This is a genomic window from Serratia sp. AR11 (assembly GCF_056376275.1).
On the sequence record NZ_CM150739.1, the window covers coordinates 4,421,058 to 4,438,822 of the forward strand.

The window sequence follows — 17,765 nt, forward strand, 5'->3', positions numbered from 1 at the left end:
GGGTAAGCCATTGATGATCACCATGTTGGATGTTTCCATTCGCGCGGGGGTATCTAAAGCCACGGTTTCACGCGTGTTGAATGGCACCGGCCAGGTGAAAAAGAGCACCCGCGACGCGGTGTTCAAGGCCATGGACGAGCTGGGCTACCGCCCCAATTTCCTGGCCCAATCGCTGGCAAATAAAAGCTCCAACAGTATCGGGCTGGTGGTTTCCAACTTCGATGGCCCCTACTTCGGCCGCCTGCTGCGTAAAGCCGCCAAGCTGATCGAGGCCAGCGGCAAGCATCTGATTGTCACCGATGGCCACGACACGCCGGAAGACGAGCTGCAGGCGGTGCAACTGCTGGCCGATCGCCGCTGCGACGCCATCATCCTGTATACCCGTTTTATGTCCGAGCCCACGCTGATGAACCTGTTGGACAGCCTGCCGGTGCCGATCATGGTGATCAACCGCGATCTGCCACAGGCCCGCGCACGCTGTGTGTCCTTCGAACAGCAGAAAGCCGCCTTCCATGCGGTGGATTATTTGATTCGGCAAGGACATCGCGAGATAGCCTGCATTACCGGGCCGATTGCCACGCCTACCGCCCTGGCTCGGTTGGCCGGTTATCGGCAGGCGCTTGAGCATCACACCATTGCCTTCGACGACGCCCGCGTAGCCTATGGTGACAGCAGCGTACAGAGCGGCCATCAGGCTGTGCGTAGTTTACTGGCCGGGGGTAGCGGCTTTAGCGCCCTGTTTGCCTGTAACGACGACATGGCGGTCGGCGCAATGAAAGCGTTGCACGATGCAGGTAAACGCCTGCCGCAGGATGTCTCACTGTTCGGCTTTGACGACGAACCCAGCGCCGCCTATTTGCAACCGGCGCTGTCTACCGTTTATCTGCCGATCGACGTGATGATCGAAGCCGCCATCAGCCAGGCTTTCCGCCTGATTAAGGGGGAGGACATACAGCCGCTTACGCCTTTCACCGGTGAACTTCGGCTGCGGGAATCCGTGGTGCCAGGGCCTTACGCCGACTGATTCCATCTGGCGGCGCCGCCGATTGCGCGCCGCGCCGCATTTCCTCCACCGCCATTTCCCTTCCCTGCCACCAGCCCGCATATTGTCATGACAATAACCTTTACATTATATAGCACAAAGGCTATATTCGGAGCGTGACATGTGGCAGGTCGTGACCGTCGAACGATTCGACAGCTGGTTTTTATCATTACACAGCGATGAACAAAAAAGCCTGTTGGTGGGCATCTTTAAACTGCAGGAATTTGGCCCCTTGCTGGCGCGTCCCCATGCCGACACGCTGCATCACAACGGTCAAATACAGCATCTGAAAGAATTACGCATTCAGCATCGTGGTCGTCCGTATCGGGTTTTCTTCGCCTTCGACCCACAACGGCAAGCGGTTCTACTGTGCGGCGGCGACAAAACCGGCAATAAACGTTTCTATCAACAAATGCTACCGATTGCCGTCAGAGAGTTTTCACATTATTTGGCAACCCAGAGGTAACGCAAATGGCCAAACCATTATCAAATCTGATCGATAAGCTCGATCCCGCCGTGGTTGACGCGGCTCGGCAAAAAGCGGACAAAGAAATTTTTGAACTGCGGCTGGCTATGCTGCGGGAAGAACTGGCGGTGTCCCAGGTTGAACTGGCGAAGCGGCTTGGCATCAGCCAACCTTCTGTGGCCAATTTGGAAAAACGCGGTAGCGAAATCAAACTCTCTTCGTTAAAACGCTATATTGAAGCCATGGGCGGTACGCTGTCGCTGGAAGTCCAACTCCCCAACGGCCAGCACCGGCGCATGTCTCTGTGAGACGGGCGCAGTATTAAACTGCGCCCGAAGCACTCAGATCAGTTCCAACGCAATCAGCTCTTCAATGGTCTGACGGCGACGGATCAAACGAGGCTCGCCATTCTCAAACAGCACTTCCGGCAGCAATGGACGGCTGTTGTAGTTCGATGACATTGACGCGCCGTAAGCACCGGTGTCATGGAACACCAAATAATCACCGACCTGCACCGGCGGCAGTTCGCGGGTTTCAATGCCACCACCGGCTTGCTGGGTAAAGACATCACCGGATTCGCACAGCGGCCCGGCAATCACGGTATCGCGCAGCGGCTGGTTGGCAGTATCGCGGCCATCGGCCGGCAGCAATGAAATATGGTGGTAACTGCCGTACATCGCCGGACGCATCAAATCGTTAAAACCGGCGTCCACCAGTACAAAGTGGCGGCTGCCCATGTCTTTCACCGCGCGCACCTCGGCCACCAGCACCCCGGCTTCCGCCATCAGGAAACGTCCAGGTTCAATCTCCAGGCTCACCGGATGCCCCAGATGCGCGGCAATGCGCTCACGGGCACTGTTCCACAGGCCAAAATAGTGCTCGGTATCAATCGCCTCTTCACCATACTGATAAGGGATCGACAGGCCGCCACCGGCGGAGATGGCGCTGATATCCTGGCCGAGATCGATCACCTGCTGCACCATGGCATCACACACCCGCTCCAGATGCTGGTAATCCACGCCCGAACCGATATGCATATGCACACCAATCAGTTTCAGGCCGTACTGCTGAATTTTCTCCACCGCCTGCGGTAAATCGGCATACCAAATGCCGTGCTTGCTGTTTTCGCCGCCGGTATTGGTTTTCTGGCTGTGGCCGTGCCCAAAACCTGGGTTGATGCGCAGCCACACTGGATGCCCAGTAGAAACCTGGCCCAGTTGTTCCAGCATATCGATCGAACCGACGTTAACCGGAATTTTCAATTCGCTGACGCGCGCCAGGGTCGCGTGATCCAGCACATCGGCGGTAAACACAATCTCACTTGGCTCACCACCCGGCTGAAAACCGGCCTGCAATGCACGCTCAATCTCCCCCAACGACACCGAGTCCACCTTGACGCCCTGCTCACGCATCAGGCGCAGAATATGGATATTCGAGCAGGCCTTTTGGGCAAAACGAATAACATCGAAATGACGCAGCTGGCTGATGCGCTCGCTAATGATAGCGGCGTCATAGGCCCATACCGGGCAACCAAAACGCCCAGGCAAGGCCAGCAGGTTAGCGGTATTAAGAGCGGTAGTGGTGTCGTCGAGAGCACGTGGCATGGTGGTATCCCTGAATAAAATTTAGTGACTCTAATACCCCAATATTGCCGCACGCTTTCTTGGATGGAAAATATCTATTTAGCCAGAGTCTATTCATTTATGATATGGTTTTGCTGATTAAAAGAGCTGCCGATGCACGCGATAACGCTACGCCAGATTGAAATCTTCTATGCGGTGATGACCACCGGCAACCTGACCGAAGCCGCCGCGCTGCTGCAAACCTCGCAGCCCACCGTCAGCCGCGAGCTGGCGCGCTTTGAGAAGCTAATCCAGCTGCAATTATTCGAACGGGTTCGCGGCCGGTTATCCCCAACGGTGCAAGGCCTGCGGCTATTGGAAGAGGTGCAACGCTCCTACTACGGTCTGGATCGTATCACCGCCGCCGCCGCCAGTATCCGCCAGTTCCGGCAGGCACAGCTGTCGATTGCCTGCCTGCCGGTGTTCTCGCAATCACTGCTGCCCGCGGTGTGCAAACCTTTTATCGATCGCTATCCGGAAGTGAGTTTCAGCGTAATACCGCAGGAATCACCGCTGCTGGAGGAGTGGCTGTCGGCGCAGCGTCACGATTTGGGACTCACAGAAAATACCCTGACCCCGGCGGGGACCGAGCGCATGACGCTGATGACCTTGAACGAGGTGTGCGTGCTACCGGCCGGGCATCCCCTGCTGGCGAAAACGGTGTTGACGCCGCAGGACTTTGCCGGACAAAACTTTATCAGCCTGTCGAACACAGACAGTTATCGCCAGCTACTGGATTCGTTGTTCAGTGAGGAAGGAGTCAACCGCCGTTTGGTGATGGAAACCCATAGCGCCGCATCGGTCTGCGCCATGGTTAAAGCGGGAGTGGGAGTGTCGATCGTTAACCCGCTGACGGCGCTCGATTACGCCGGCAGCGGCGTCCACGTGCGGCCATTCAGCGTTGAGGTCCCCTTTACCGTCAGTCTGATCCGGCCGCTGCATCGCCCATCGTCGGCGCTGGTCACGGCCTTTACTCAGCATTTGCAACAGCAGGCGGAGACACTCCCCGCCCGCCTGGCTGCGGTAATTACACGCTAGCCGGGCGCTTGGCGCGGCTGAAGGTCACTATGCAGAGCAGCAGCCCCAGCAGCGCGATCCCCGCGGCCGCCAGCGGTACGCTGGTCAAGCCCAGCCCCTGCGCAATCACCACGCCACCGACCCAGGCACCAATGGCATTGCCAACGTTAAACGCAGCAATATTTAGCGTAGACACCAGATTGGGTGCCTTTTTACCGTAGGTCACCACGTTGATCTGCAATGCAGGCACCGCGGCAAACGCGGCGGCGGCCCACAGGAACAGGGTGATTTCCGCCGGCACCATTGAGTGACTGGTCCAACTGAACAGCGCCGCGAAACAGGCGATGACCAGGAAAGTACAGGTCAGGGTCAGCGGCAAACGCCAGTCTGCCAGACGGCCGCCAAGGATATTGCCCAGCGTCAGGCCAACCCCCATCAACAACAGCGTCCAACTCACGCCATGTGACGAAACCCCGGTCACTTCGGTCAGCAGCGGGGCAATATAGGTAAACAGTGCGAACATCGATGCGGCAAAGGCCACGGTCATCAGCAGCGAAAGCCAGATGCCGCCGCCGCGCAGTGCCGTCAGCTCTTTTTTCAGGTCGGTCGGTTGTTCATCCCTGACCGTCGGCAGCTTGCTATACAGCGCCAACAGGGATAATACGCCGATCACCGTCACCGCCCAGAAGGTTGAGCGCCAGCCCAATGCTTGCCCCAGTGCAGTGCCGATCGGCACCCCCAGCACGTTGGCCAATGTCAGACCGGTGAACATCAACGCCACGGCGGAAGCCCGACGGTTGGGTGCCACCAGATTAGCCGCCACTACAGCGCCAATGCCGAAGAATGCTCCGTGGCACAGGGCGGTGATAATGCGCGCCAGCATCAGGAAATCGTAGCTGTAACTCAGCGCGCACATAATATTGCCGAAGATGAAAATCACCATCAGCAGCAGCAGAGTCTTTTTGCGCGGCAGCTTCGCCGTTAGCAGCGCCATGATCGGTGCGCCGATAGCCACCCCAAGGGCATAGCCGCTGATCAACCAGCCGGCGGAAGGAATAGAGACCTGCAGATCCCTCGCGACCTCCGGCAGCAACCCCATAATAACGAACTCGGTGGTGCCGATAGCAAATGCACTTAATGCCAGTGCGAGCAGAGAAACAGGCATGCGAAACGCTCCCAATCAACAAAGCCCCGGCGTCAGGCGCGCGAGGCTGGTAAAAAAACACAAAATTATCGGCCAGCCTGACAGACTGCCCGTGGAAAGGTCAGAGAGGATGTTCAAAGAGCCGGGATATCTATTTAACCCTATAATTATTAAGTCTTATTCACTCTTCTCACGCTACAAAAACTACACGTCGCCCCATCAGTTAACCAGTGACAGAGCCGCGACAGCGCACAAAATGCCCCGGTAAACTCGCTAACCGCTTGAATGCGCTAATGATGAAAAATGTGTGAAAATGTTACTGCGGCGTTAATAATATCAGCGCAACGTCGCTCGCCAGCCGGCATCGGTGGCAAACCACTCCACTAAAAAGTCCAACATGGTCCTCAGAGTCGCCGGCATCTGCCGACGCGAAGTATAAATGCCATAAATGCCCATCGACTGGGGCCGATAATCCGGCATCAGCTCAATCAGTTCGCCACTGGCCAGCAGCGGTGCCGCCGAATAATAAGGTTGCATGGAAACCCCGGCCCCCTGCACCGTTCCCGCCATCAATACCACCGATTCGTTGGCGCTCAGATTACCGCTGACCGCGACTGCCGACTTCACCCCCTGGTGGTCAAAATGCCACAGGCTTTTACCGAAGTAGGAGTAAGTCAGGCAGTTGTGCAGCGCCAGATCCTGCGGATGGCGCGGCGTGCCATGCGCCGCCAGATAGGCCGGTGCAGCGCAGACCACCGAGGCGCAGGAAGAGAGCGGGCGGGCGATCAGATTGGGATCCAGCTCATTGGTAATTCGCAGCGCCAAATCGATACGCTCTTCGACCAGATTCACTGCGCGATTATTCATTTGCAGATCCACAGCCACCTGCGGATGACGCTTCAGATATTGCGCTACCGCGCCCACCAGCGCCGTCTGGCCCAGCGACTGCGAGCAGGTGATCCGCAGCAGGCCGCGTAGTTCATCACTCTGTTCCCCTTCAACCAGGTCTATTTCCCCCGCCAGCGCCAGCATCTGTCGGCAACGCTCTAATGTACGCTCACCGGCGTCAGTCAGACTAAGCTTACGGGTAGTACGGTGCAGCAAACGTGCCCCGGCCCATTGCTCCATCTGGGCCAGATAACGCGTCACCATGGCTCGCGACATTTCCAGCGTTTCTGCCGCCGCAATCATGCTGCCACGGTCAACGATGGTGATAAAAACCTCAGCTGCGGTGATGCGATCCATGATTCGTCCGATTTACGCAATGAATAATTGCTCATTATCCGGTTTTTCTATCGCTTTATGCAACCTAACATCTATACAACATTTAATCGCTACCCAAGGACCTCTGCCCATGTTTAACAAATCATTACTGACCCTGGCCTTCGCCGGCATCACCACCTTTAGCGCCTACGCCACCGCCGCCGACACTCTGACCATGGAAGTGTACAACCCAGGTGAGAAAAGCGTGTTCCCGGTGTCCTCTGAGATCATCAGCGGTAAACACGAAGTGGCGCTGATTGACGCCCAGTTCCAGCGCAACGACGCAGAAGAGCTGGTGAAAAAGATCAAGGCCACCGGCAAAAAACTGACCACCGTCTACATCAGCCATTCAGATCCGGATTTCTACTTTGGTCTGGACGTGATTAAAGCCGCGTTCCCACAGGCGAAAATCATCGCGTCCCCAGGCACCATCGAAGAAATCAACGCCACCAAAGACGGCAAAGTCGCCTATTGGGGCCCGATCCTGAAAGACAATGCACCGAAAGCGGTGGTGGTTCCACAGGCGTTGCAGGGTGACAGCTTCACCGTTGACGGCCAGAAAGTGGAAGTGAAAGGCCTGACCGGCCCAACGCCAGAACGTACCTATGTGTGGATCCCGGCGCTGAAAGCGGTAGTGGGCGGTGTTCCGGTCGCGGGCGACAACATCCATCCGTGGGTCGCCGATAACCAGAGCGTTGAATCCCGCGCGCACTGGCAGCAAACGCTGGAAGGCATCAAGGCGCTGAAACCGAAAGTCGTTGTCCCTGGCCATTTCCTGCCGGGTGCCGACCAGACGCTGAAATCCGTGACCTTTACCCAGAACTACCTGACCACGCTGGAAGCTGAACTGCCGAAAGCCAAAGATTCTGCTGCACTGGTGGCAGCAATGAAAAAGCATTACCCGAACCTGAAAGATGAATCGAGCCTGGAACTGAGCGCCAAGGTGCTGAAAGGCGAAATGAAGTGGCCGCAATAAGCCCGCCTTAATAAACAGACTACGGCGTTACTGCAACCCGCCCTTGAAAGAGGGCGGGGATAACGAGGAATAAATATGACCGGCACGACTCTGCATTACATTTTCGATCCGCTGTGTGGCTGGTGCTATGGCGCAGCCCCACTGGTGAAGGCGGCCAAAACCATTCCAGGGCTGAATATTGCCCTGCACGCCGGTGGCATGATGACCGGCAACAACCGCCGCCAAATCACGGACGAATGGCGTAATTATGTTATCCCGCACGACAAACGTATTGCGGAGTTAACCGGACAGACCTTTGGCGAAGCCTATTTCAATGGCCTGCTGCGTGATACCACGGCGATCATGGACTCAGAACCGCCGATTACCGCGATACTGGCGGCGCAAGCGCTGGCGGGACGCGGGCTGGATATGCTGCATCGCATTCAGGAAGCACATTATCAGGAAGGTCGACGCATCGCCGATACGCCGGTGCTGGAGGCCCTGGCGAAAGAGCTGGGTCTGGCCTCTGCCCCGTTCATCGCCGAGATGCGCTTTAACGCCGGTGCCCCGACCGCGCAACACATCGCACAAAGCCGGGCGATGCTTGCCAAAGTTCAGGGACAAGGCTTCCCGACCTTTGCGCTTGAAGACAGTGAAGGCCAGCTGCGCCAGATCCCGGCGGGCAACTATCTGGGGAATGTTGAAGCCTGGAAAGAGTTGTTGAGCGGTGCCACTACCTGGGCGTAATGCCTGTTACAGTGCCCGGACATTCAGGATATTGAATGTCCGGGGCTGATTATTCGACCCGCACGAAGCGCCCTTCCGCCCGCACGTTAAAACCAAAACCGCAGTCGCCTTTGGTGCGCATTTCCAGCGCATCCGCGCTGAATTGCATCGTCACATCACAGGCCATCGCGTCCTCCGGCTCCCGCTGACGGTACAGCGCCTTGCCCTGTTCAATCGGCAACACCTCGGCGAATTCGCCCATATTCGGGCCGTAATACAACCCCATTTGCGGCATATAATAGCCGGAATAATTGAACAGCCAGCGGCCGTCCTGTGGCTTGACCTCCACTTCGCTCCACACGCCGCGCCCGGCGTACTGCCAGTAGACGCCACCCGGTCCGTTCGACGGCGGTTGCTTCGCCAGGCGCTGCTGCAGCAGTTTTAAATTATGTTGGGATTTACTGTCCTGCGGCGCCAGTTCCAGATAGGCGCGTGCCTTGAGCAGTTCACCGGCATGCATCAGCGCCAGCGCCACATTGTTGTAAGCAGTGGCGGTCGCCTGATTGTCGAGACCGCAGAACTCACTCCAGGCGGCCTGATCGCGGAAAACGTCGGCTGCGCGTGGGTAATCACCGCGCTGGTAGGCACTTTTCCCCAGCTCGGCATAGCTCGCCACCTTGTGACAATCGGCATCAATATCCGGCTCATCAATCTGTGCCGTCGCCTGGCCGCTGGTGAGCGCACCATAGGCCAACAGCAGGGGAACCCACGCCTTCATCACTCATCCTTTCCGCAGTAAACAAGCCAAATTTCGGCGCCAGTATAACCGCCATCCCTCCCGGCTTCACCTCTGACGATTCAATCACAATATTTCAAAAGGTTAGCCGCGTTAAAACTGCTTACAGTCCCGGTTTGTTTGTTACTTGCCTGCGGCCCATGCTGAAAAAAATGCAGAATTAACGAGACCTCATGAACGCAACCCCAACCCCCAAACACGCCGTCTGGCAATTGATTAAACCCTTCTGGGTTTCGGAAGAAAAGCTGCGGGCCTGGTCGATGCTGATCGCCATTGTCGCTTTGTCGCTCGGGCTGGTGTACATCAGCGTACAGATCAATGAGTGGAACCAGGTGTTTTACGACGCGCTGCAAAACAAAAACTATCCGGTATTCAAGGCGCAACTGTGGCGCTTTACCTATCTGGCGCTGATCTTTATCGTGCTCGCGGTGTATAAGATTTACCTGACGCAGGGCCTGCAGATGCGCTGGCGGCGCTGGATGACGGAAAAATTTATGGGTAAATGGCTGGCGCATCAGGCCTATTACCATACCGAACAGCAACAGATCGTCGATAACCCGGACCAGCGTATTGCCGAAGATCTCAATGTACTGACCCAGTACACGCTGTCGCTGTCGCTCGGGCTGCTCTCCAGCCTGGTGACGCTGTTTTCCTTTATCACCATTCTCTGGCACGTCAGCGGGCCAATGACCTTTGTTATCCATCAGCATGCCATCACCCTGCCCGGCTACATGGTGTGGTTCGCCCTGCTGTACGCGGTGCTGGGTTCGCTGTTGATTTGGTGGGTCGGCAAACCGCTGGTCCAGCTCGGCTTTAATCAGGAGCGCTATGAGGCAAACTTCCGTTTTGGGCTGATCCGTATCCGGGAAAACAACGATGCCATCGCGCTTTATCACGGCGAACCGCGCGAAGCGCAACAGTTGGGTGACCGCTTTGACAGCATCCGCACCAACTGGTGGTCAATCATGCGCATCACCCGCCGGCTGAACATCGCCTCTAACTTTTACAGCCAGTTTGCCATTGTTTTCCCGCTGTTGGTGGCGGCACCACGTTACTTCTCCGGCGCTATCCAGATGGGCGGCATGATGCAGATCGCCTCCGCCTTTGGCCAGGTACAGGGGGCACTGTCATGGTTTATCGATGCCTTTAGCGATCTGGCGACCTGGAAAGCCTGCGTTAACCGCCTGGCCGGTTTTAACGCCGCCGTGGATCAGGTACACCATCAGCAACGCGGCATTCAACTGCAAGCGGAGAACGACCAACCGCTGATCCTCGATCGTCTCAGCCTGCAACTGCCGGACGGTCAAAGTTTGCTGGGCTCAACGTCGATGACGCTGAAACGCGGTGAGAAAGTGCTGGTCGTCGGCCCTTCGGGCTGCGGTAAATCCACGCTGCTGCGTGCTATCGCCGGGATCTGGCCCTACGGTTCCGGCACCATTGGCCGCGACGCGGCCAGCAGCGCCTTATTCCTGCCACAACGCAGCTATATTCCCATCGGCACGCTGCGCGAGGCGCTCAGTTATCCGCATCTCGCGGCCGAATACAGTGATGAACAACTGCTGAGAGTGCTGGAAAATTGCCGTCTGAAGCATCTGCAACGCTGGCTGGACACCAGCGCCAACTGGAGCCACCGCCTGTCGCCAGGCGAGCAACAGCGGATGGCATTCGCCCGTGCGATTCTGACCCGACCGGATATTCTGTTCCTCGACGAGGCCACCAGCGCGCTGGACGATGAAACCGAGCAGTTGATGTATTGCCTGTTGGTGGATGAACTGCCGCAGGTGACGTTGGTCAGCGTGGCGCACCGCAACAGCGTGGCGAAATACCACCAGAGCTGCTGGCGCTTTAGCCGCCCGGAGGAGAATCAACCGGCCCGCATGGCGCTTAGCCCGCTGCCGGTCGTCGGCTAATCAACCGGGTGCCGCTCACTGGAGCGGTACCCGGCTTCCCTCAAATGCCGTCGGTCTGTACGTCCTCACATTTTACCCGGCGTCTTTCGTGCCACAGGCTGGTCAACCCGCGCTTGCCGCACGCCAGCGCCACTTCGCGGAATTCGTCCAGGCTCAGCCCGTCCCTTTCCAGCATCATTTCCGCCGCCAACTGCATATTCACCCCGGTCAGCACCTCACAATCCCCGTGCGTATCCGCCAGTTCGCTGGCACAGCGAAACGGCGAACCGCCGAGCATATCGGTGAGAAACACCACGCCGTCCGGCTGTGCCACTTCGGCCAACGCCAAGATCAACGCCGCTTTTAACTCGGCGGTACTCATCTGCTCGGGAAAATTGACCGCAACGCAGTACGGCTGCGGCCCCACCACCTGCTCAACCGCCTGCAACAGCCCACTGGCGAAACCGCCGTGACCGGTAATCACAATGCCTGGCATAAACCGCTCCTCACAATAAACCGATAAACTTGCCCACCACGCCAATCACCACCGTCACACCGATCAGCTTCACCGGTGAGAAGCCGCGCTTCATCAGGAAGAAAATCAGTAGCGTAAAACACAGTGGCAGCAGGTTGGGCATCAGCTTGTCCAGCACATCGGTCTGTAGCGCCACGCTGGCTTTGCCGGCATGCATCACCAGCGGGGTAGAAAGATGAACATACGAAGCCACCAGTGCGCCGATCACCGTCATGCCGACAATCGAGGCGGCGTGGGATATTCGTCGGGTATGGGTTTTCAGCAGCGCCAACGCGCTGGTTCCGGCCTGATAACCGTAGTGAGCCAGCCCGAAGCGCAGCCCGAAGTGAAAGACGTTAAACAGCAGCAGGAAGACGATCGGCCCAAACAGGCTGCCCTCCAGCGCCAGCGAGGCACCAATCCCGGCGCAGATCGGCAGCAGCGTCAGCCAGAACAGCGCATCGCCAATACCGCCCAGCGGCCCCATCAGCGCCACTTTTACCGCACGGATGGTGGAGATCTTCTCTTTGTTTTGCTCCATCGCCAGCACCAACCCGGAAAGGAAGGTGACGTCAAAAGGATGCACATTGATAAACTCCATGTGCATTTTCATCGAGTTGGACAGATCCTGCGGATTGCGGTGGATCTTGCGCAATGCCGGGATCAACTGATACAGCCAGCCACCGGCCTGCATACGCTCATAGTTGAACGACGCCTGCAACAGCAACGAGCGCCAGGCCATCCGGTTGATATCGCCGCGGGTCAGAGCCTCGGCGGGCTGGCTATCGACGTAGTCGTCCTGCTCCACCTGACTGGTGGCCAGCGCCTGCGCCATACGTTTTTCCGCTTTTTGCGCCAGCAGATCGTCAGAATCATTAAATGCCATCTTCAGCATCCTCCTGGGGTACAGGTTGTTTGAGCGGGTCGGCAGCGGCCCGTTGACTGTTAAAGAAGTCGATCAGGGCGATCGCCAGCGCGCCCAGCGCCACGGCCAGTATCGGCAGTTTCAGGAAGGTGACGGAAATAAAACCGAGGATGAAATAGGCCACATAGGTTTTTTTCATCATCACTTTCATCAGCAGTGAGAAACCAATCGCCGGCATCATGCCACCCGCCACCGCCAGGCCGTCCAACAGCCAGACCGGGGCCTTTTGCACCATGGCGCTGGCCGCGTCGGCACCGAAATAAATCGGCAGAAACGCCACCACAAAATAGAACGCGAACAGGATGGTGATACCGAGATAGTTCACCCGTTCAATACCGCGCCAGTTCAGTTCTTTCACCATGCGATCGCAGCGATGCATCATCGGTGAAAACAGGGTGAACAGCAGCGTGATACAGCCCTGCACCGCAATCGAAAACGGCACCGCAACGCCAATCGCCACCTTGGGATCGGCTTTGGTCAGAATGGCGAACGCCGTGCCAATCACCCCGCCGATCACCACGTTCGGCGGCTGAGCCCCAGCCAGCGGCACCATGCCCATCCACACCAGTTCCAGCGTGCCACCGACCAGCAAGCCGGTGTAGACATCCCCGAGGATCAGGCCGACCAGCGGCCCCAGAACCACAGGACGGTGGAAGTGGGTCAGGCCGTCGAACAGGTCAACCCCCGCCAATCCGGCCAGCAGTGCAATCAATAACGCATCAGTCAACATGATTTCCCCCAAACTCAAAACAGCAGTTTGCCGACAGACTCACCCGCTTCATCCGGCACCCGACGCACCTCACACTCGACGCCCAGCGCCGCCAGTTCGCGAAAGGCGGCCACGTCACCCTCATCCAGCGAGACCGTTTTATGCACCTGCCGCTTGCCCTCGGCGAAATGCATATTGCCGACGTTGACGAAACGGATCGGTACTCCGCCCTGTACCAGCCGCAAAACATCCTGCGGCGTTTTGCACACTAAAAAGATCTTCTGGCGATCCGCCGCCTTGTGGATCACGTCGATGGTTTTCTGCAGCGTGAAGTAACGCGTCTGCACCCCCTCCGCCACCACCATGTCCATCAGGTTCTGCTGCACCGGATCGGCTGCCGCTTCATCGTTGGCCACCACCACCAGATTGGCCCCCAGGGTGTTGGTCCAGGTAACGCCGACCTGGCCATGTACTAGTCGGTTATCAATGCGGGTCATCAGGATATTCGGCATTTCAGTGCACCTCCGGGTAGCAGGCGGCGTGATAATCATTGAGCACCTGCGTCACCTTGTGCATCACCCAGTCCTGCGGATCCTCGCTCAGTTCGCCGGCATTCATCGCGCGGGCTTGCTCGGGCAGATACTGGCTTAACAGCGCCAGCGGTACCGGATTGCGGCGCAGGTTGTCGATCAGACCTTCTACCGCCTGCTGAACCTGCGGCTGCGGCCAGTAGTAACGCACCCGGTCGCTCAGGCTGTAGTGGCGATCCAGATACTGTTGATGCGGGTTGCCGTGGTAATAGCGGCTCCACTGTTGCGGCTGCTCGCGCATCACCTGTTCCAGCGTGGCGCACAGCTGTGCCGACTGATGCTCACCCAGCCATTCACGTTCAATATGATCCAGGGCGAACAGCGCCTCACGCAGGGCAAAGGTCAGCGCCGGGCCGACTTTCAGGATGGCGAAATGATCGCCCACCAGTTGCCGATAGGCCTGCGGGGGTTGGTAGTCCGTTGAATGCGCCTCGTAGACCATGCCCGGCTGCCGTTCGATAAAACGACTCAGCTCATGAGCCCGCTGTGGCTGGTAGTGTTCTACGCTGTGATGATCAAACTCCACGCCCGGTTGCACCACCAGCGCAATGGTTCGCCTCCAGGCGTCGACCAGCTCCGCCCGTTGCCAGGCCAGGCGATGTACCTCAAGCGTTTGCTGGACCGCCTGTGGCGTGGTGACCTGCATGCCTTCCAGCGCCTCCTGCGCGCCGCCCGGCACCGGCACTTCGGTACCTATGACATACACCGGTGGCTCGCCGCCGCTTTGCTGCCAGGCGCGTTCCGCGACGCTACATAACCGGGCGGCACGAACGGCCACGGTTTCATCATTGAGCGGGAAAGGATCGCCAACGCAGGACATGGAGCAATCGAGGTGTATTTTGCGAAAACCCGCGCGCACATAATCGTCGATCAGCGTTTCCGCCAGTTGCATCGCCTCTTCCGCCGGTCGATCCTGCCAGGCATTGGGGCCGAGATGATCGCCCCCCAGCCACAGACGATCCCGCGCCAACCCCACTTCATCCGCCAGTTGCCACAACGCATCACGGAACTGCTGCGCCGTCTGGCCGGTGTAACCACCAAACTGATTGACCTGATTCGAGGTGGCCTCAACCAGCACCGGTGTACCACGCGCTTTGGCCTGTCGCAGGGCCGCTTTCAGCACCCAGGGGTGAGCGGAACAAACGGAAAATACCCCAACCGGTTTTCCGGCCTTGTGCTGCTCAACAAGCTGTAACAACTGCTGCATGAAACCCCCACGCAGGCGCCGTACTACCGGTCAGCGATGACAACCTCCACGCCCAACTCGGTTAACGCCCGCTCGTAATCGTCCGGAAGAAGGCTGTCGGTAATCAGCCGATGAATTTGTCCGGCTTCGCGAATCATGCAAAAGCTCTTGCGACCAAACTTGCTGGCATCCGCCACGGCGATAATCTCGCGCGCCACCTCGCACATCACGCGATTGAGGTGGGCCTCACCGGGGTGAGGCGTGGTGATGCCGGCAACCAGATCGAAACCGTCGACACCCAAAAACAGTTTGTCGAAGCGGTACTGGCGCAATTGCTGCTCGGCAGCCGGACCGTAGAGCGAGTAGGAGTTACGGCGCACGCTGCCGCCCAGCACCATCACCTCCACCCCATCGTTACCTGAAAGCTCATAGGCAATGTTCAGCGCATTGGTCATCACCACCAGGTCACGTCGCCCTTTGAGGAACGGCACTATCTGGGTAGTGGTGGAACCGGAATCGAGGATCAGCGCGTCACCATCGCGCACATAGCTGGCAGCTACGCTTGCGATCTGCGACTTCACGTCGCGGTTTAACCGCCCTTTGTCATGCAACGGGCGATCGAAGGCGAATTGCTGATTGAGCATCGCGCCGCCATAAGCCCGCAGCGCACACCCTTTTCGTTCCAGAAAGCGCAGATCGTTGCGGATCGTCACCGTGGATACTGCAAACTGTTTGCTGAGCTGCTCCACGCGCACGCTGCCGTGCTCGCATAACAAGTCGATAATGTGTTCACGTCGCTTTGCGGTATTCACTGGCATGAGCTGCGGTCCTCAGGTTTCCGGCCGGGCCGGGGAGAAGATGGCTTTCGCTCTACTGCGCTGGCATTACAGCAAAGCGAAAGCAATGAAATTGTGATCGGGGTTACAGCGCTGTTTTAGCAGAAAAAGAGGCTAAAAACCTTTCGAATCGAAATGAAGTGAAAATATTAATGGCCAGTGAAAGGTAAAGTGAAATCTCTGCGTGGGCGCGGCTGCCGGGGTGAGGAGTCCAATGCGCAGCAGAAAACGAAAGAGGGGGTGCAGCGGCCTGGCTGGCTGACTTTTAGTTCATCAGGTGATCGGGATCACATAACAGCAATTATCCCCTCCCGGCATTGCGTCGCAGACGCCGGAATGGCGCATACATCGCAAAACCAGCCCCTTGTCAGGTCAGGGGTTCTTCCCTACACTTGCGCGCAGACATTGGCCGCTGCCAATGCGTAAGCGTTAACGTCAATCAACGCATCATGCCATGCAGTATTGATTGACTGCCTGCCCTGGTGCGAGGAACTGATGCCCCAATCTGTCTTACCCCCAACGTCTGCTCCCCTAAAACGCAGCCGTTTACGCCACCCATTATTACTGGTCACCGGCATTATGCTGGTCGCGGCCAACCTGCGCGCCGCGCTCACCAGCGTCGGACCATTACTGGAACAGATCCAGCAACAGTTGTTGCTGTCCGCCACCGCGGCCGGCCTGCTTAATTCATTGCCGTTGATCCTGTTTGCCGTGCTGTCACCAGTGACTCCTGGCCTGGCCAAACGCCTGGGGATTGAACGCACGCTGGGTATGGCACTGTTGTTGCTGGTTTTCGGCATCGCACTGCGTTCCCTGCCGCAACCCGGCATGTTATGGCTGGGCACTATCCTGATCGGCGCTGCCATCGCATTTGCCAACGTGGTCCTGCCGACGCTGGTGAAACGCGACTTTCCAGGCCGTGCCGCCGCCATGATTGCCGGTTACGCGGCGGTGATGTCACTGGTGGCCGCAACCGCTTCGGGTCTGGCGGTGCCGCTGGCGGGGTTGAATGGTCTCGGTTGGCGTTTTTCCCTGCTGTGCTGGAGCCTGCCTGCCCTGTTGGCGCTGATTGTCTGGCTGCCGCAGCTGCGCCGTCCAGCGACTTCGGTGACTGCCGATGCCCCGGCGGTTCAGCCGGCGCCGCCCCGCTCCCCCTGGGGCAGTGCGCTCGGATGGCAGGTGGCGCTGTTTATGGGCCTGCAGTCCATCACCTTCTATACCATTATCGGCTGGTTTAGCGCCTTCGCCGCCAGCCATGGCACCTCGCCGCAGCAGGCGGGGTTTGAGCTGTTTATCTATCAGGTGGTGGCCATCGCCGCTAACTTTGTGATGGTGTTTATTCTGCCGCGCGCACGCGATCAGCAGGCTATTGCGCTGTGCAGTTCACTGCTGATTTTTATCGGCGTCGCCGGGCTACTGCTGCTGCCAACCTATTCTCTGATTTGGTTGATTTTTGCCGGTCTGGGGGCGGGAAGTTCTTTGGTACTGGCGCTGTCGTTCTTTGGCCTGCGCAGCAGCCATCATCACCAGGCCACGCAACTGTCAGGCATGGCGCAATCGGTAGGCTATTTACTGGCCGCGCTGGGGCCGACGCTGTTCGGTCTGTTACATGACCTGACTCAGGGCTGGCAGTTGCCGCTGAGCATTCTGCTGGGCCTGACGCTGCTGCAGATGCTGTTCGGCATATTGGCCGGGCGCAATAGGGTTATTCGTTAACGCCGGGCCGGGTGGCCGGTTTCGGTACGGGTTCCGTGGCATCGTCCTGCCAGAGATCGTTGATAAAATCCCGTTGTTGTTGGGTCAACTGCCATAAAGGGGGGATCTTGACCGGGCTGTCATCCCGGGCGCCCCCTTTCTTCTTTACGCGCTTTTTGTCCATCGATTTGTTTCCTAAATAAGCAGCCAATAAATCACGGCGGCAACGGCCAGCCAAAACACCCCGCAGCCGATAAATACGCACAGCCAAGCTTTACGTTTGATATCCGCGTCATCCTTGCTTATCACAGCCGCCTCATCTAATAGATTAAACTAATCAAAATGCAATTATTGATCTATTTAAACGATCAATAAAGAAGTTTGTTCCTA

Annotated in this window: 20 protein-coding genes; 8 read left to right on the top strand and 12 right to left on the bottom strand. The window is 57.8% G+C overall.

What is annotated here, in order from left to right; translation table 11 throughout:
- Positions 1-13 precede the first annotated feature (13 nt).
- The 3 genes from ACSOSI_RS20860 to ACSOSI_RS20870 all read left to right on the top strand — a co-directional run bounded on the left by ACSOSI_RS20860 (position 14) and on the right by ACSOSI_RS20870 (position 1,816).
- Positions 14-1,024, top strand: coding sequence for a LacI family DNA-binding transcriptional regulator (locus ACSOSI_RS20860; RefSeq protein ID WP_261137638.1), 1,011 nt, complete (start codon positions 14-16; stop codon positions 1,022-1,024).
- Positions 1,025-1,163: 139 nt separating this feature from the next.
- Positions 1,164-1,508: a type II toxin-antitoxin system RelE/ParE family toxin gene (locus tag ACSOSI_RS20865; protein ID WP_115183925.1), complete on the top strand. Its 345-nt coding sequence runs from the start codon at positions 1,164-1,166 to the stop codon at positions 1,506-1,508.
- Between the two features lie 5 nt (positions 1,509-1,513).
- The gene (locus tag ACSOSI_RS20870; protein WP_012146538.1) at positions 1,514-1,816 is read left to right on the top strand and encodes a helix-turn-helix domain-containing protein; all 303 of its coding nucleotides are present in this window, start codon (positions 1,514-1,516) and stop codon (positions 1,814-1,816) included.
- Between the two features lie 33 nt (positions 1,817-1,849).
- Here the strand turns inward: ACSOSI_RS20870 and lysA are convergent, their stop codons facing one another.
- Complete coding sequence (lysA, locus tag ACSOSI_RS20875) at positions 1,850-3,112, bottom strand: diaminopimelate decarboxylase (protein ID WP_476706072.1); 1,263 nt, start codon at positions 3,110-3,112, stop codon at positions 1,850-1,852.
- A gap of 132 nt (positions 3,113-3,244) precedes the next feature.
- Here lysA and ACSOSI_RS20880 point away from each other — a divergent pair, with 132 nt between their 5' ends.
- Positions 3,245-4,168, top strand: a complete 924-nt coding sequence (locus tag ACSOSI_RS20880; protein ID WP_012146540.1) for a LysR family transcriptional regulator — start codon at positions 3,245-3,247, stop codon at positions 4,166-4,168.
- On the opposite strand, the gene ACSOSI_RS20885 is transcribed toward ACSOSI_RS20880, so the two are convergent.
- A complete protein-coding gene (locus tag ACSOSI_RS20885) occupies positions 4,158-5,312 on the bottom strand; it encodes an MFS transporter (protein ID WP_259191569.1) in 1,155 nt (384 codons plus the stop codon). The two genes, ACSOSI_RS20880 and ACSOSI_RS20885, sit on opposite strands and share 11 nt — an antisense overlap.
- 315 nt (positions 5,313-5,627) lie before the next feature.
- A complete protein-coding gene (locus ACSOSI_RS20890) occupies positions 5,628-6,536 on the bottom strand; it encodes a LysR family transcriptional regulator (RefSeq protein ID WP_012146542.1) in 909 nt (302 codons plus the stop codon).
- Between the two features lie 109 nt (positions 6,537-6,645).
- Between ACSOSI_RS20890 and ACSOSI_RS20895 the strand changes: the two genes are divergently transcribed.
- Entirely contained in the window at positions 6,646-7,530 is an 885-nt protein-coding gene (locus ACSOSI_RS20895; RefSeq protein ID WP_017893827.1) for an MBL fold metallo-hydrolase, read from the top strand.
- Between the two features lie 75 nt (positions 7,531-7,605).
- On the top strand, positions 7,606-8,256 hold the full coding sequence (locus ACSOSI_RS20900; RefSeq protein ID WP_261277313.1) for a DsbA family protein: 651 nt from the start codon (positions 7,606-7,608) through the stop codon (positions 8,254-8,256).
- A gap of 49 nt (positions 8,257-8,305) precedes the next feature.
- On the opposite strand, the gene ACSOSI_RS20905 is transcribed toward ACSOSI_RS20900, so the two are convergent.
- Entirely contained in the window at positions 8,306-9,013 is a 708-nt protein-coding gene (locus ACSOSI_RS20905) for a tetratricopeptide repeat protein (RefSeq protein WP_476706073.1), read from the bottom strand.
- Positions 9,014-9,204: 191 nt separating this feature from the next.
- On the opposite strand from ACSOSI_RS20905, the gene ACSOSI_RS20910 reads away from it, so the two are divergent.
- Entirely contained in the window at positions 9,205-10,941 is a 1,737-nt protein-coding gene (locus ACSOSI_RS20910) for an ABC transporter ATP-binding protein/permease (RefSeq protein WP_476706074.1), read from the top strand.
- Between the two features lie 40 nt (positions 10,942-10,981).
- Here the strand turns inward: ACSOSI_RS20910 and agaF are convergent, their stop codons facing one another.
- The 6 genes from agaF to agaR are packed head-to-tail and all read right to left on the bottom strand — an operon-like array spanning position 10,982 to position 15,662.
- Positions 10,982-11,416: a PTS galactosamine/N-acetylgalactosamine transporter subunit IIA gene (agaF, locus tag ACSOSI_RS20915; protein WP_261132499.1), complete on the bottom strand. Its 435-nt coding sequence runs from the start codon at positions 11,414-11,416 to the stop codon at positions 10,982-10,984.
- Between the two features lie 10 nt (positions 11,417-11,426).
- Positions 11,427-12,320 (bottom strand): PTS system mannose/fructose/sorbose family transporter subunit IID, encoded by an 894-nt coding sequence (locus ACSOSI_RS20920; protein ID WP_012146548.1) that lies wholly within the window; start codon positions 12,318-12,320, stop codon positions 11,427-11,429.
- Positions 12,310-13,089 carry a PTS N-acetylgalactosamine transporter subunit IIC gene (gene agaW, locus ACSOSI_RS20925; protein ID WP_012146549.1) on the bottom strand — a complete coding sequence of 260 codons (780 nt, stop codon included), beginning with the start codon at positions 13,087-13,089 and terminating at the stop codon, positions 12,310-12,312. The genes ACSOSI_RS20920 and agaW overlap by 11 nt, the downstream gene beginning before the upstream one ends.
- A gap of 14 nt (positions 13,090-13,103) precedes the next feature.
- The gene (gene agaV, locus ACSOSI_RS20930; protein ID WP_476706075.1) at positions 13,104-13,580 is read right to left on the bottom strand and encodes a PTS N-acetylgalactosamine transporter subunit IIB; all 477 of its coding nucleotides are present in this window, start codon (positions 13,578-13,580) and stop codon (positions 13,104-13,106) included.
- A 1-nt stretch (position 13,581) separates the two neighbouring features.
- A complete protein-coding gene (locus tag ACSOSI_RS20935; protein WP_476706076.1) occupies positions 13,582-14,865 on the bottom strand; it encodes a D-tagatose-bisphosphate aldolase, class II, non-catalytic subunit in 1,284 nt (427 codons plus the stop codon).
- 23 nt (positions 14,866-14,888) lie between these two features.
- Positions 14,889-15,662: a transcriptional repressor AgaR gene (gene agaR, locus ACSOSI_RS20940; protein WP_012146552.1), complete on the bottom strand. Its 774-nt coding sequence runs from the start codon at positions 15,660-15,662 to the stop codon at positions 14,889-14,891.
- A gap of 513 nt (positions 15,663-16,175) precedes the next feature.
- Between agaR and ACSOSI_RS20945 the strand changes: the two genes are divergently transcribed.
- The gene (locus ACSOSI_RS20945; RefSeq protein ID WP_476706077.1) at positions 16,176-17,396 is read left to right on the top strand and encodes a CynX/NimT family MFS transporter; all 1,221 of its coding nucleotides are present in this window, start codon (positions 16,176-16,178) and stop codon (positions 17,394-17,396) included.
- Here ACSOSI_RS20945 and ACSOSI_RS20950 read toward each other — a convergent pair.
- Positions 17,386-17,559 (bottom strand): hypothetical protein, encoded by a 174-nt coding sequence (locus ACSOSI_RS20950; RefSeq protein WP_017893836.1) that lies wholly within the window; start codon positions 17,557-17,559, stop codon positions 17,386-17,388. The genes ACSOSI_RS20945 and ACSOSI_RS20950 overlap by 11 nt on opposite strands.
- An 11-nt stretch (positions 17,560-17,570) precedes the next feature.
- Positions 17,571-17,684 (bottom strand): YmiA family putative membrane protein, encoded by a 114-nt coding sequence (locus tag ACSOSI_RS20955; RefSeq protein ID WP_017893837.1) that lies wholly within the window; start codon positions 17,682-17,684, stop codon positions 17,571-17,573.
- Positions 17,685-17,765: the final 81 nt, after the last annotated feature.

What these genes read in the sequence shown, in the direction of transcription:
- ACSOSI_RS20860 (WP_261137638.1), top strand. Translation starts at nt 14, where the DNA reads ATGATCACCATGTTGGATGTTTCCATTCGCGCGGGGGTATCTAAAGCC.
- ACSOSI_RS20865 (WP_115183925.1), top strand. Translation starts at nt 1,164, where the DNA reads ATGTGGCAGGTCGTGACCGTCGAACGATTCGACAGCTGGTTTTTATCA.
- ACSOSI_RS20870 (WP_012146538.1), top strand. Translation starts at nt 1,514, where the DNA reads ATGGCCAAACCATTATCAAATCTGATCGATAAGCTCGATCCCGCCGTG.
- lysA (WP_476706072.1), bottom strand. Translation starts at nt 3,112, where the DNA reads ATGCCACGTGCTCTCGACGACACCACTACCGCTCTTAATACCGCTAAC.
- ACSOSI_RS20880 (WP_012146540.1), top strand. Translation starts at nt 3,245, where the DNA reads ATGCACGCGATAACGCTACGCCAGATTGAAATCTTCTATGCGGTGATG.
- ACSOSI_RS20885 (WP_259191569.1), bottom strand. Translation starts at nt 5,312, where the DNA reads ATGCCTGTTTCTCTGCTCGCACTGGCATTAAGTGCATTTGCTATCGGC.
- ACSOSI_RS20890 (WP_012146542.1), bottom strand. Translation starts at nt 6,536, where the DNA reads ATGGATCGCATCACCGCAGCTGAGGTTTTTATCACCATCGTTGACCGT.
- ACSOSI_RS20895 (WP_017893827.1), top strand. Translation starts at nt 6,646, where the DNA reads ATGTTTAACAAATCATTACTGACCCTGGCCTTCGCCGGCATCACCACC.
- ACSOSI_RS20900 (WP_261277313.1), top strand. Translation starts at nt 7,606, where the DNA reads ATGACCGGCACGACTCTGCATTACATTTTCGATCCGCTGTGTGGCTGG.
- ACSOSI_RS20905 (WP_476706073.1), bottom strand. Translation starts at nt 9,013, where the DNA reads ATGAAGGCGTGGGTTCCCCTGCTGTTGGCCTATGGTGCGCTCACCAGC.
- ACSOSI_RS20910 (WP_476706074.1), top strand. Translation starts at nt 9,205, where the DNA reads ATGAACGCAACCCCAACCCCCAAACACGCCGTCTGGCAATTGATTAAA.
- agaF (WP_261132499.1), bottom strand. Translation starts at nt 11,416, where the DNA reads ATGCCAGGCATTGTGATTACCGGTCACGGCGGTTTCGCCAGTGGGCTG.
- ACSOSI_RS20920 (WP_012146548.1), bottom strand. Translation starts at nt 12,320, where the DNA reads ATGGCATTTAATGATTCTGACGATCTGCTGGCGCAAAAAGCGGAAAAA.
- agaW (WP_012146549.1), bottom strand. Translation starts at nt 13,089, where the DNA reads ATGTTGACTGATGCGTTATTGATTGCACTGCTGGCCGGATTGGCGGGG.
- agaV (WP_476706075.1), bottom strand. Translation starts at nt 13,580, where the DNA reads ATGCCGAATATCCTGATGACCCGCATTGATAACCGACTAGTACATGGC.
- ACSOSI_RS20935 (WP_476706076.1), bottom strand. Translation starts at nt 14,865, where the DNA reads ATGCAGCAGTTGTTACAGCTTGTTGAGCAGCACAAGGCCGGAAAACCG.
- agaR (WP_012146552.1), bottom strand. Translation starts at nt 15,662, where the DNA reads ATGCCAGTGAATACCGCAAAGCGACGTGAACACATTATCGACTTGTTA.
- ACSOSI_RS20945 (WP_476706077.1), top strand. Translation starts at nt 16,176, where the DNA reads ATGCCCCAATCTGTCTTACCCCCAACGTCTGCTCCCCTAAAACGCAGC.
- ACSOSI_RS20950 (WP_017893836.1), bottom strand. Translation starts at nt 17,559, where the DNA reads ATGGACAAAAAGCGCGTAAAGAAGAAAGGGGGCGCCCGGGATGACAGC.